This window comes from Chryseobacterium sp. ERMR1:04, from assembly GCF_001297705.1.
Classification (GTDB): Bacteria; Bacteroidota; Bacteroidia; order Flavobacteriales; family Weeksellaceae; genus Chryseobacterium.
Window position 1 is genome coordinate 910,217 of sequence record NZ_LIRF01000008.1, and the last position, 13,595, is coordinate 923,811.

Annotated in this window: 8 protein-coding genes; 1 reads left to right on the top strand and 7 read right to left on the bottom strand. The window is 35.9% G+C overall.

Going from position 1 to position 13,595, the window contains the following annotated elements:
• Window positions 1–3 precede the first annotated feature (3 nt).
• Window positions 4–1,770 (top strand): RagB/SusD family nutrient uptake outer membrane protein, encoded by a 1,767-nt coding sequence (locus tag AMQ68_RS21410; RefSeq protein ID WP_054512611.1) that lies wholly within the window; start codon window positions 4–6, stop codon window positions 1,768–1,770.
• Window positions 1,771–1,920: 150 nt separating this feature from the next.
• Here AMQ68_RS21410 and msrA read toward each other — a convergent pair whose 3' ends face one another.
• The 7 genes from msrA to AMQ68_RS21445 form a co-directional block, all read right to left on the bottom strand.
• A complete protein-coding gene (msrA, locus tag AMQ68_RS21415) occupies window positions 1,921–2,475 on the bottom strand; it encodes a peptide-methionine (S)-S-oxide reductase MsrA (protein WP_054512612.1) in 555 nt (184 codons plus the stop codon).
• A 370-nt stretch (window positions 2,476–2,845) separates the two neighbouring features.
• Window positions 2,846–3,814: an ROK family protein gene (locus AMQ68_RS21420; protein ID WP_054512613.1), complete on the bottom strand. Its 969-nt coding sequence runs from the start codon at window positions 3,812–3,814 to the stop codon at window positions 2,846–2,848.
• Between the two features lie 87 nt (window positions 3,815–3,901).
• On the bottom strand, window positions 3,902–5,110 hold the full coding sequence (locus AMQ68_RS21425; RefSeq protein ID WP_054512614.1) for a PepSY domain-containing protein: 1,209 nt from the start codon (window positions 5,108–5,110) through the stop codon (window positions 3,902–3,904).
• A gap of 526 nt (window positions 5,111–5,636) precedes the next feature.
• A complete protein-coding gene (locus AMQ68_RS21430; protein ID WP_054512615.1) occupies window positions 5,637–7,748 on the bottom strand; it encodes a TonB-dependent receptor in 2,112 nt (703 codons plus the stop codon).
• Complete coding sequence (locus AMQ68_RS21435) at window positions 7,745–8,953, bottom strand: PepSY domain-containing protein (RefSeq protein WP_054512616.1); 1,209 nt, start codon at window positions 8,951–8,953, stop codon at window positions 7,745–7,747. Before AMQ68_RS21435 ends, AMQ68_RS21430 begins: the two co-directional genes overlap by 4 nt.
• A 41-nt stretch (window positions 8,954–8,994) precedes the next feature.
• Window positions 8,995–11,214 carry a TonB-dependent siderophore receptor gene (locus AMQ68_RS21440; RefSeq protein WP_054512617.1) on the bottom strand — a complete coding sequence of 740 codons (2,220 nt, stop codon included), beginning with the start codon at window positions 11,212–11,214 and terminating at the stop codon, window positions 8,995–8,997.
• A 37-nt stretch (window positions 11,215–11,251) separates the two neighbouring features.
• A complete protein-coding gene (locus AMQ68_RS21445) occupies window positions 11,252–13,453 on the bottom strand; it encodes a TonB-dependent siderophore receptor (RefSeq protein WP_054512618.1) in 2,202 nt (733 codons plus the stop codon).
• Between the last annotated feature and the right edge of the window lie 142 nt (window positions 13,454–13,595).

The window sequence follows — 13,595 nt, forward strand, 5'->3', positions numbered from 1 at the left end:
ATCATGAAATCTAAATTTTTAAATATTAATAAAATTGTTTTATCCATTAGTGTACTGGCTTTAGTTGGATGTACAAATCTGGATGAACAAGTGACCGATGAGGTTTTGGGATCTGAGATTGCAGATTCTGAAGCTGCTTTGGCTGCTGCCTACAGTCAGCTTGGTGAAGGAACTTTTGTAGATCACGGAAGTGTTTTTGCTTTGCAGGAATATTCTACAGATGAAGCAATTTTACCAACAAGAGGAAGTGACTGGGGAGACGGAGGAAAATGGAGAGCAATGCACGAGTTTTCTTGGAACGCTAACAGTGATGTTGTAAAAACAACTTGGAATCAACTGAATTTCGGAATTACAAAATCCTTAACAGCAATATCAAGTGCCAGCAAAAGTACAGGAGCCAATAAAACACTGTTTTTAGCTGAAGCGAAAGGGTTATTGGCTTTTTATACCTACACAACAATTGATTTATTTGGGCAGGCGCCTTACAGAGATCCGGATAATATTAATGCACCGATTCAGATCAGAAAAGCAGAAACTACAATTGATGCTTTAATTACTGAGGTTGAAGGGCTTATTCCAAACTTAGCAGATATTAAAACTCAAAATACACATGCTGGAAGATTTACAAAACAGGCAGCTTATGCGCTTTTGGCGGATATGTATCTGAACAGAGCAGTTTTGAAAAATAAAACGGCAGGTGATTTCAACTTTCTAGAACAAGCTGTGAATGGAGTAGGAACGGATATGGATAAAGTGATTGAATATTCTAATTTGTTAATTAGCAATCCTAATTTTAACTTAGAGTCTAATTATTTCCACAATTTTGATATCAATAATGATACAAGTAAGGAAATGATTTTTACGATTGTTCAGAAGAAAATTGCGAATTCAGACAAAGGTTCAGATAATGACCTGGCGTATATGTCAATGGAAAGAATTCAGAAGCCTTCGCCTGACAATAGAGGAACCAATGCAAATTGTATCACTCCGGAATTCTATTATTCATGGAATGGAAATCATGATGATCCTCGTTTCCAAAGAACATATCAGTATGAGGACGGAACTTGGTTCAAAAATGATGGGACGGACGTAAGTGTACCGTCAACGAGTAAAGTGGAAGGAACAGGAAAGCCTTGGTTCCATTTCAACAGAGGATTGCAGGTTGGTCAACAATATGGGCCTAAAATTCTTGCCAACGGAAACTTTGATATGACCGCAGACGGAAGAATTAAAGTGTATAAATTATTCACAGAAAAAAACACTACTCTTGCAGCTGATTTTACTCCTGAATTAAATTTTGATAGTCCTTCAGAAGCGGTATTTACACAGGCTCAGATCAACAGAGGGGTAAGAAACTTCAAGTTTGAATTTGATCCGGGTTACGGAAACAACGGAACAAGCGGGATGGATGTGCCATTGTATAGACTTGGAACAATCTATATGATGAGAGCAGAAGCATATTTTAGAAAAGGAAATGTTGGGGCTGCTTTAGCAGATGTCAATAGATTGAGAACGAGTAGAACGAATGATGCTTTAAAAGGAAATGCTCCTGGCATTGCGCTTGCTTCTCTGGATGCAAATACGTTATTGAAAGAATCTGGATTTGAATTGTATTGGGAAATGTACAGAAGAAAAGCGTTGATCAGATTTAAGAAGTTTGATCTGGCGGGAACAGCAAAACCGGCTTCTCAACCTTACAGAAGAATTTTCCCGATTCCTCAGGCGACAATTGATGCATCGAAAGATTTTACCCAAAACCCAGGATACTAACAGTCTTCATATTAACATAATTTGTAAACAAAAGCGAAGAGAATCAATCTCTTCGCTTTTTATTTTTTAATGAATACTTATACATTTTGTTTGTCATTAACTTCGCCGAATCTATGATTTCTGGAGGAATCTCAACAAACAGATATAAGATTACTCTGCATTCAACATTCCCAATTCCCCGAAATGTTTTTTAAATTTCTGAATTTTTGGTCCTACAACCGCACTGCAATAGGGTTGAGTAGGGTTCACATTATAATATCCTTGATGATACTGTTCTGCCGGCCAGAATTTCTCGAAAGGTGTTAATTCTGTAACATAAGTTCCAGACCATCTTCCTGATTCTTGTGATGCTTTAATAGCTTCTTCAGCTTTTGCTTTTTCAGCATCGTCTTTATAATAGATTACTGAACGGTACTGTGTTCCGATATCGTTTCCTTGTCTGTTTAATTGCGTAGGATCGTGAAGGAAAAAGAAGACATCCATTAATTGCTCGTAAGAAATGATTTTAGGATCATACGTGATCTGTACTACTTCTGCATGACCTGTTTCTCCTGTGCAAACCTCTTCATAGGTTGGATGATCTTTATGACCTCCCGAATATCCTGAAATTGCAGATTCAACGCCTTTTAATATATTGAAACAGCTTTCTACACACCAGAAACATCCGCCTCCGAAAGTAATTTGCTCTAAATTATTGTTATCCATTTTAGGTTGATTATTGTATTTAAATATTTTCTCTTTTTAAGTATTGAATATGTTGAGAAAGACCAATCAAAAATAAGAAAAAGTTTTTCATTTTCTGTTGAAAAGGGTGGTTTAAACACAAATTACACTCATAGATTTCACAAATAATCACAAGAAAAATATAACGCAAACATCTGTGCAAATCTGGGAGATCTGTGGGAGATTTTTAAACACCAATAACACTAATTTTTTCACAAATAAACACAATGATCCTTGTCAAGGATTTTACATGTAAAATAAATTATAACGCAAACATCTGCGTAAATCCGTAGGAGATTAAAAAAAAAGCATCCTCAAAAAGGATGCTCAATTATATTTTAAATGTTTTCAATTATTTTTCCCAAACCAAAGCACTTGCTCCTAAAATAGCAGCGTCTGCTTCGTCTAGTTCACTGAAAACCAATTTTACTTTATTTCTGAATATCGGAAGAAGGTTTCTTTCCATATGAAGTTTAGCGGGTTTCAGGATGAAATCTCCGGCTTTAATTACGCCTCCAAATAAAAGAATCGCTTCCGGTGAAGAAAACATCACAAAGTTGGCTAATGCTTCTCCTAATTTCTGACCTGTATATCTGAAAACTTCAATAGAAATTGCATCACCTTTCAACGCACATTCGTGTACTGTTTTGGAGTTGATAGATTCTTCAGGATATTGGCTCAACATCGATTCTGGGAATTCGGCTCTCATCTTTTTTGCAGTGATTGCAATTCCTGTTGCAGACGCATAGGCTTCTAAGCTTCCTTCAGATCCTGTGCTCCAGTGTTTTCTTCCGCCTGGTTTTACAATGGTATGCCCCAATTCTCCTGCGAAACCATCATGTCCGTAGATCAGTTTTCCGCTGGATACAATTCCGCTTCCTACCCCTGTTCCTAATGTGATCATGATAAAATCTTTCATTCCACGTGCTGCTCCGAAAAGCATTTCACCAAAAGCTGCTGCATTAGCATCATTGGTTATTGTAGTGGGCAAGCCAAACTTAGCCGTCATTAATTCACCAAAAGGGATTACTCCTTTCCAGGGTAAATTGGGAGCCTGTTCTATGGTACCGGTATAGTAATTTCCGTTGGGAGCACCCACGCCAATTCCGTCAAAGTTTTTCTCTTTTCCGTATTTATCCATCAGCGGATGCACTTTTTCATACAAAGCATCTATGAATTCTTCAACTGTAGCGTATGCATCAGTGCTTAGATTGCCTTTTTCAAGAACTTCACCTCTGTGGTTTACAACACCAAATTTGGTATTTGTACCACCAATATCAATTCCTAGGGCAACGTGTTTTGATAAATCTATTAATGACATTTCTATTCTTATAAATTCTAAAAGGTTAAAAATATAAAAAAGATTGTATTAATGGATGATTAACTACACATTTCTTGCTATTTTTTTTTACACTACTTTTGCCGTTTTCTTTTTTCGCCTTCCCCACCAAACAAGGAAGCCAGTAACTGGTAATGAGGCACATATCAAACTTACTACAAATGCAATGATCTTTGTGGGCAGTCCTAAAATAGATCCTACGTGAATGTCATAATTGGCTCCTACTGCTTTTTCTCCGAAATTTTTGTCTTTCATGTCGTGGGTATGAAGAAGTTCTCCTGAGTTTTCATCAAAAATAAGACTGCTGCTTTTATGATAAGAATAAGATAAATGTTTTACATAAACCTCAAAATTCGGGTGCTCATGATCATCCATGTGTTCGTGTCCTAAATCTATAGCGAAACCGAAAGAGTCTGGATATTTTGCTTTAACGGTATTGCTGATCTTATCTAAAGTACCTTCTGTTCTTAGCTCTATCGGAGCTTTGGTTTTGATATGAGAGAAATCCGGATATTTTGTTTCGCCTCCTGAGAAGATCACATAGATGGCTGCCTGAACAATAAAGAAAGCATAGAATAATCCTGTGATAGAGAAAATCAAAGCAAAGATAGAGGCATAAAATCCTAAGATATTATGAAGGTCGTAATTCTTTCTTTTCCAACTTTTGATATTTTTCCATTTGAATGAAAAACGTTGCTTTCTCGCTGCTTTGTTTTTAGGCCACCATAAAATAATTCCTGATATCAACATGATGATAAAGATAATAACAGGAATTCCCACAACATATGTTCCCCAATCTTGTTTCAACAAATAACTCCAGTGAATCATTTTTACAATTTGGAAGAATCCGTTTTTCTCGTCGTAGGTTCTTAAAACTTTTCCGTCGTAAGGATTTACGTATGCTACTTTATAAATAGGGAATTCATCAAAGTAATTCCAGGCATGTGTATTATGCTCGTACCAATAGAATTGGTAAGACATTTTTTTGTCGATAGGAATATTTACCCAGTGAATAGGGTATTTCTCTTTCACCTGAGCGTCCACAGATTTTTCTAACACTCGGATGGGAAGAATCTGCTTCTGGTCAATATTTTGTGTATTATGATAGATGACATCTTTTCGGGTAATGTTTTCAATTTCATCTTTAAAAACATACAGTGCGCCGGTAATGGAAATAATGAAAATCAAAAATCCAATACCTAAACCAAACCACAAATGCAGTTTTCCTGTCCATTTTTTAAATACGTTTGGCTTCTTTTTATGATGTTTCTTTTTCATAATTTTTTTAAGTTCCGCAAAGATAAGTTTTTAATTTTTATTTAGAATATTTATAATTAACGAGCTTTGAATGAAAAATATTATTCTTTAAACGCAAAGTTATACAAAGGTTTTTTCCGAATTTTTATTGTATTTAAGATAAACAAAGGCGTTTGAATTAATTTCGAAATACAAATTGAATGTCTTGTTAAGTGAAGCACCTTTAGTTTTATTTGAGTGTTGTTTATTTTTTCTTCAAATTATTTTCATCTAGTTTGTCATCCCGTAGGGATCTAGACGCGAATCTTTCCATACAATTTTCTAATACTATGCTTGGATCCCTACGGGATGACAAACTGAGGATTGATTTTGCGATGAAAAAATGATAACCAGACAAATACCCTAGCCCCGATTGACTCCTGTATTTTATTTTTTTAATGGAGTCGTCGAAACTTGTTCCTCGTTTTGCAACGACATCCTTTTTCTGAAATGGCTTAAAAAAAGCGTGGGCGAAAAAGATACAGTGGAAAGCGGGAAAAAGCTTCAATTAAAATTTATATTCCACCATAAACGTTCCTCTTAATCCTAGCGAATTGGTAAAGTCGGCATCTCTTGCTGCCCACCATGCAATAGCAGGTTGATAGGTCTTGTTGAAAAGGTTTTCGATCCCTAAAGAAACTTTCCAGTTTTGACTAACTTCATAACTCGATCTTAGGTTGAAAACAGTATAATCCGGCACTCTTCCTTCTCCATAAGCATACACTCCTTTGGCATTGGGCTCGAATCTATTTTGCCCAAAAGCGTGTAACATATCAAGACCCACAGATAAAGCTTGAATTGGTCTCACTTGAACATAGGCTAAGACTTTCGGTGCAGAAATTCTGCTGTTGTTGATTTTGGTTGAATAATCTCCGTCATCTTTTACAGAAGTAATCCCTTCCATCCAGCTGTAGCTTCCTCCGAAGTTGATCCATTTTGTGGGTGTGAAATGTAAAAACCCTTCCACACCATACACAACTTCCGGTGATCTTTGAATCATTAAAGCTCTGTCCGGACTTTGAACAAAAGTTGCTCCCAGTTTGGAAGTACTTACATAAGATGTGATCTCGTAGTTGATCCATTTTGAGATTTGCCCTGTTGCCCCCAATTCATAGTTGTTGACAATAATGGGTTTTGTTTCTAAATTTTGAATGGTTCCTTCTGTTGAGTTTCTTAAGATTCTTCCTAATTCGTTGATAGAGTAGGCTTGAGAAAAGCTTCCAAAAAGATTAATCATTGGATTGATATTATAACGAACACCAATATTTCCCACTAAGGCATTGTATTTTAAATCTCCGCCTGTTACAAAAATACTTTTGGTGAAGGTTCCGTCACTTTTAATCGTAGAAAGCGTGTTGAAATCTCCAACTTTTACGGCAATGTTTTCATATCGTAAACCTCCTTTTATCGTTAATTTTTTCATTAAATCAACTTTAACCAAAAGGAATGGAGCGATGTTGGTCATGTTCATATCCGGTGTCCAATAACGGCCGTCTTCCAGTTTTTGAACGGTTTGATCATTCAAAACATCTAATCCGTAAATCATTTCAGCCTGAGAATTTTTACCACTCCAAAGCTGGGTATCGAAATTGGCTCTTGCGCCTGATTTTTTTGAAATGACATTTGATTGGCCACCATTCAGGAAAGTATCGCTGTATCCGTAAACGGTTCTGAAATCCTGTAAGTAAAGATTTACGTTTAATGAAGTTCCTTTCCACAGGTTTTTGTTATCATAACTTAATTTGAAATTGTGGTTTCTTGGGGTACCTTGCGGAGTGGTTTCCAGATTTTTTCCTTCTCCTTCTCCAATCGTTGGGGTAATACCGTATTTGCCTGTTTTTAAGCCTAAATTTAAATCAGATTTGGCAGCATAGCCGATGTAGGAAGCTTCAATTCTTTGGTTATCATTAATAGTGTAGCCTAATTTCAACATTCCGTTGTAGTTATTCATTTTGGCTGTACTGTATGTCGGACTCAGATTTACACCATCTGCATCTTTCATATAGCCTGTTTTTTCATAAGCCAATGAAACTACGTAATCGAACTTACTGATCTTTCCGGATAAAAGCTGACTTGCTCTATAGCCTAATGTTCCGCCATATGGCTGACCCGTAATTCCAAATTGTGAAATCCCCGAGATCTTCTTGTCGGATTTGCTTCTTCTTGTGATATAATTGATAATACCTCCATCTGCACCGTTTCCGTAGATGGAAGATGCACCTTTGATCACCTCAATTCTTTCGATAACTGAAGGGTCGATAGATCTTAAATCTCTCGCTCCGTTTCGAAGGGGAGTAGATTGTGGAATCCCGTCAATTAAAACCAAAACCTGGCGCCCACGAAGCGTTTGCCCTGTATTGGAAGTTTGCCCGGAACTTGTTGCCAAACTCGGAACCGTATATTGTAAAATGCTTGTAATATCTGAGTTTACCGTTAACTGAGACTGCACTTGTTTTTCGCCAACAACGGTTATAGAACTCGGTATTTCTTTAATATTTTCTCTTTTTCTGGATGCTGTTAGCACAACCTCATCTACATCTCTTGTGTTGATGCTGTCTTTTACCTGTCCAAATGCTGAAATAGTAGCCAAACAAGCTACAGATAGAGTTAATTTTTTCATTGTACGTTCTTAATTCCCTTTTTCTTTTGTTTTCCTAGCCATACTAAAAACCCTGTAACAGGTAATGATGTGCAAATGAGTCCTGTGATAAACCAAATAATTTTCCCGAACAGTCCAAAGTATGATCCTGTGTGAATGTCATAGTTGGCGTTGGCGTATTTCTCGGCGTTGTTTAATTGTTGATGAGGTTTGTTGGCTAATAATTTCCCTGAATATTTATCAAAAACCAACTGATTACGCTCACTAAATCTTCCATCTTGTCCATACACTGAGATGGGAATGTTTTTTAATTCTTTCCCTTTTTTAGTTTTTCCGTTTAATGGAATTCTAAAACTTGATGAGGTGGCGTATCGTTTTCTTGTTTCGGATGCGGTAAGATCAAAAATTGCATTGTTTTTTGCTAACAGTGAATCCGGAGATTTTATTTCCTTTTCCTTAGGCAGCTCGGTTGAACCTGATAAGGCAACGTTGAATGTGTTTTTCACCCAAGGATAGGCAAAATAAATTCCTGTAACACTCATTAATAAGGCAATAAATGAAGCATAAAATCCTAAGATATTATGAAGGTCGTAGTTCTTGCGTTTCCAGGTTTTTACATTTTTCCAATCGAAAGAAAAACGTCCTTTTCGCATCTTCTTATTCTGTGGCCACCAAAGAACAATACCTGTGATGAGCATGATGATGAATAATACAACCGGAATTCCTACCACATATTTTCCCCAGTCGGAGTTCAGAAGAAGCCCCCAATGGATATATTTTAGAAGGGTAAAGAAGTCATACTTTTCATTATAAACAGATAAAATTTCTCCTGTATATTGGTTTACATACACCAATTTATTGATCAGAACTTCATCAAAATAGTTCCATCCTTTTTTATCTTTTTCGTAATACAGAAATTTGTAGGATTTTGCTTGGTCTAAAGGAATCTCAACAGAGCTCAGCGGAAACTTTTCATTAAGTTCTAAACTGACTTTCTCCCGAAGAATCTCAATAGATAGCGGTTTGCTACCTATATTTTCTTTCTGTACATAAATTGCTTCTTTACGTAAACTGTTCTGAACCTCATCTTTAAAAACATATAAAGTTCCCGATAATGAAACAATAAAAATGATAAGACCAACGGATAAACCAAACCACAAATGCAGTTTGGCAGACCATTTTTTTGTTGAAGAAACCTTCTTTTTATGGTGATGTTTTTTCTTCATATCAAAAAAGTTAACCCTTGGAAGGGCTAACTTTTATTTATTTAAAATTTATATCCTATTGATACTCTAAAGTTTCTTGGAGCTTCTGCTTGATAATAGTAACCTCCTCTTTGTGTATTGTCTGACATTGTAAAATTGATGCTACTTCCACTATATAAATATCTATTGAAAAGATTAAAAACATTAAGACCTATTCTGAATTTAGAATTTTCCCAAGAGGCACCTGCATCAAATTTTAAATAATCATTCATTTCTAAGGGAGCATTTGTGCTACCCCAATTCCAACTACTTCTTCCGCCTAAGAATGTACCTCCAAAGCTTAATCCAAAACCTTCTAAATCACCTTGTGTGAAAGTGTAATTTAACCAAGCGTTTGCTGTATGTTTAGCATATCCCGGAACTTTATCTCCCTTATTAGCTAAAGGAGTAGTTTCAGTAAATTTATTTTCTGTAAATGCATAATTGAAGATTGCATTGAATCCTTTAGTGATTTCACCTTTTAGATCAAATTCAACTCCCTGCACTCTTGTTTTGCCCAAAAAGATTGAAAACATTCCGGTAGGGTCTGTTGGATCAGTACCAATTGCATTGTTTTTATTAATGTTATATAATGACAATGTAGTATTCCATTTCCCTGCGAACCAATCTTTCTTTACACCTACTTCCATGTTATTCCCTGTAATTGGTTTTGCAGTTGTTCCATCTCTAAATAAACCAGATTGGGGTGAGAATGCTTGGTCATATAATGCATAAGCAGACATACTTTCATCAATAGAATAGCTTAGACCAACTCTCGGAGTAATTTTATTAGCTTCTGTTTTTGTTCCGTAGCTATTTTCTTTTACGTTTGTATAGCGTGCTGCAAGTGTTAATCTTAATGCATCATTAAAAAAGCCTAATTCATCCTGTAAATATAAACCGGTATAGTTTTGTTCAATTGTACTTCCTGCTCCGGCTCTTACAGAAAGAGGTTTTGTCTTATCGAAAGGTTTGTAAGCGTCGGTATTGTTAGGACCATAATAAGCGCCTGTTGGACCATTACTATCATAGCTGTTGGTATCGATATTATACCAATAGTTATGATCAGCAGCTTTAGTATAATTATCATTAGCATTATATTTATCAAGGTTATATCCCTGAGACCAATCTGCCATATATTTCTTGCTTCCTAAATCAAGCCCTGCTAAGATTTTGTGAGAAACAGAACCTGTTTTTGCAAAACCGTTTAAGAAAACCTGTCCGAATTTCATGGTATTATCAGCTTCCCAATAATTTAAACGACGGATCATATAGTTTCCTTCAAATTTACTAGGCCAAAGGTCACTTCCCATCGTGTATTCATTCACATAGGTTAATTGAGAAGTTAGTTTCCAGTTTTCATTGAATTTATGTTGTAAATTGATGTTTACGGTGTTGTTATCCACTTTTGTAGGATCAATACCCGGATCAGTTGTTGTGTATTCTACAGGTTTTGTTGCATATCCATCAAAACTGAATACATACGCAGAACCTACTTCAGACATTTTTGCCTTTTGATAGATATATTCTGCTGTTAAAGTCGTTTTATCAGAAAGTTTTACTTTCAATGAAGGGTTGATAATATATCTGTCATTGAATTCATAATCTCTGAAACTGTTTTTGTTCTGAGCCATTAAATTCAATCTGAAAGCTACTTTATCGGTGATTTTAGTATCAATGTCTGCTTCTCCTCTGTACATATTGAAGCTTCCAAGAGTTACTCTTGCTGTTCCGTTTAGGGCCTGTCCGGTTGGCTTTTTAGTTACGATATTGTAAATACCGCTTGGTTCTCCGTTTGACATTAAGAATCCTGACGGCCCTTTGATGAATTCAATATGATCTACAAAAGACATATCTTCACTTAGAGGTCCCCAGTTTGATGTAACGTTTACCCCGTTCATAAAGGCTGCAGCTCTGGAGCCTCTCATGTTTACTCTTGTATACATGTCTCCCCAGTGCTCTAATCTTTGTGCTCCGGCAACGTTTCTAAGAACACCGTCACTCAAGGTTGTAACCTGCTGATCTTCTAATGCTCTGCCTGTAATGATTGAAATGTTTTGTGGAATTTTTATTAAAGCTTCATCTAAACGCATAGAAGAAGAACCTTCTTTTTCTACGTATTTATTGTAATATTTTCCTTTTACAACAACTTCTTCAATATCGTTAGATTTGATAGAGTCTTTTTCCTGTGCAAAGGTCATCATTGTTGCTAATAAAGCTGCTCCTATTGTTAATTTCTTCATTGTTTATTTTTGTAAGACAGAGTCTGTAATTATTTGATTAGAATTTATAAGTAACACTTCCGATTATATTCATCAGTTTCTGAGGATTTGCTGTGGTATAACCAATCCAGTAATGTTCGTTGGTGAAATTGTCTGCTTTTATCCCAATTCTGAATTTCTTGGTGTCATAATAAGCATTGGCGTTCAATACGATATAAGAAGGTAATGTGAAGACATTATTTGTATTTGTGGCCGTATCTAGATTATTTACAATTTTATTTTCACTGGCGTAATTTCCACCAATTCCGAATCCTAAGCCTTTTAAATTACCATCTAAAAACTGATAACTTGCGTAAAGGTTAGCCAAATAAGGGGAACCTGCTGTATTAGGTCTTCTGTTCTCTACAGACGCATCTGCTTGGGTATATTTTGAATCATTATAACTGAAACCAACAATTGCCGTAAAACCTTTTACCAAATAAGCATTCACTTCAAGCTCAACTCCTTTGCTTACAATGGTTCCGTCCTGTACTTGTGCGCGAGGATCATTAGAGTTTATTGCATTTCTTAAAACATCTTTTACCTTGATGTTATAGTAACTTAACGTAGAAGAAATTTTTCCGTTAAAAAGGCTGGTTTTGATCCCTCCTTCCATTTGGTTAGCTTGTTCAGGAGTCGGAGTTCTTGTTAAACCTGCAGCATCTTTATAGTAATCAAGATTTTTAAAGCTGTTTTGATAGTTTCCAAAGACTGAAAACTTATCTTTTACCACTTCATAAACGATTCCAAGTTTTGGAGAAAAGAAAGTCTGATTAAAACTTTTGCGCTCCTCAGGATCTGGAGTTGCCGGAACTCCCGGCTTGTTGTTGAAATTATCAACACGCAATGCCATTAAAACATTTAAGTTATTGGTGATGCTTAAAACGTTGGAAAGGTACACCGCATAATTTTCCTGTGTTCCGTTGATGAGGTATGGAGTTTCGTTTCCTGCTACTGCATCATATTTTGTATGTAATGCGGTACCGTTGAAATTGGTATAATTAAAACCTGGTTGGTGCAAAGGCACCGGTATTGGTTCTCCGGCAGCATTTCTGTCAAAACCATTGATGTCATAAAAATTCTGATCGTTATTCACTCTTAAATAATCAAATCCTAAAACAACACGGTTTCTTAAGTTTCCGATACGGAAATCTCCATTGAAATTTTGTTGGAAATTAATTGACTTTTTTCTACTGTCTCTGGTTGATTGGTCGCTTCTGTACATGCTGGTAGCATCATCACCTGTAAAGAATAAATAAGGCATAAATCCATTAGAATAACTGGAAGAAGTGCTGATGTTCGTAGAAGACTTAATGTTGTTTGATATTTTATAATTAACCTGTCCGAAAAAATTGATGCTTCTTCCTGTATTGGTTAAATCTTTTCCTAAATAAGAGTTCTTATAATCAAGATTCAGATCTTTAATATTGTTGACTTTCTGTAAATATTTTCCTGAGTAAAAGAAAAAGGTTTGATCGCTCATACTTTTCATTTGGAATAATTCCATTTCGAAGTTGATGTTTAAACGATCTGTTGGATTATAAGTAAGGCTTGGAGCAATTGCTAAATTTCTTTTGAAACCTTCTGTTTGAAATGTTCCTTCGTTGGTATACGCAGAATTTAGCCTGAATAATAATTTTTTATCTTGAGTAAGGGGAGCATTAACATCTACAGCAGCTCTGTATGTATCGTAACTGCCGCCTGATAAATTGATGTTCCCGCCGAAAGTTTCAAAAGGCTTTTTGGTAACCCGGTTGATTACGCCTCCATAACTTGTTAATAAACTTCCGAATAAGGTTCCTGATGGGCCTTTAAGTACTTCTACTTTTTCTAGATTAATGGCATCTATAGCTCCTGTTACAGATCCTAAGACACCATTTCTCAAAGAGTTTGAAGAAACAAATCCTCTTAAGTTTACATAAGCACCGCCGTCACCGGCTCTTCCATTGGCTGTCCACATAGTTTGCAGACCCGGAATATTTCTAAATGCTTCATCAACGGTATAAATCCCTTGGTTCTCTAAGATTACTTTATCTATGCTAGAATAGACCTGAGGGTTTTCAATAGCCTTTAAAGTCATCTTATTTGAATAGTCACTGTCTTTTTTGATGTAAGTATTTATAATCACTTCATCAATGCGTTTTGTGTTAGCAGAATCCTTTTCCTGAGCTAAAGTCAGGACGGAACCTAACAGAGAGGTGCAGATCAGTACATTTTTCATGAAAGCCAAATTTTCTGCAAATATATTGTTTTTAATTATTCTAAATAAGTTTCATCATTGATATTTATCATACAATTATTATCCATTAAATACAAAAAACCGCTCCATGCAGTGCTGGAGCGGTTTCTATTCTATAATTAAT

Coding starts and splice junctions, on each gene's coding strand:
- AMQ68_RS21410 (WP_054512611.1), top strand. CDS start 4: ATGAAATCTAAATTTTTAAATATTAATAAAATTGTTTTATCCATTAGT.
- msrA (WP_054512612.1), bottom strand. CDS start 2,475: ATGGATAACAATAATTTAGAGCAAATTACTTTCGGAGGCGGATGTTTC.
- AMQ68_RS21420 (WP_054512613.1), bottom strand. CDS start 3,814: ATGTCATTAATAGATTTATCAAAACACGTTGCCCTAGGAATTGATATT.
- AMQ68_RS21425 (WP_054512614.1), bottom strand. CDS start 5,110: ATGAAAAAGAAACATCATAAAAAGAAGCCAAACGTATTTAAAAAATGG.
- AMQ68_RS21430 (WP_054512615.1), bottom strand. CDS start 7,748: ATGAAAAAATTAACTCTATCTGTAGCTTGTTTGGCTACTATTTCAGCA.
- AMQ68_RS21435 (WP_054512616.1), bottom strand. CDS start 8,953: ATGAAGAAAAAACATCACCATAAAAAGAAGGTTTCTTCAACAAAAAAA.
- AMQ68_RS21440 (WP_054512617.1), bottom strand. CDS start 11,214: ATGAAGAAATTAACAATAGGAGCAGCTTTATTAGCAACAATGATGACC.
- AMQ68_RS21445 (WP_054512618.1), bottom strand. CDS start 13,453: ATGAAAAATGTACTGATCTGCACCTCTCTGTTAGGTTCCGTCCTGACT.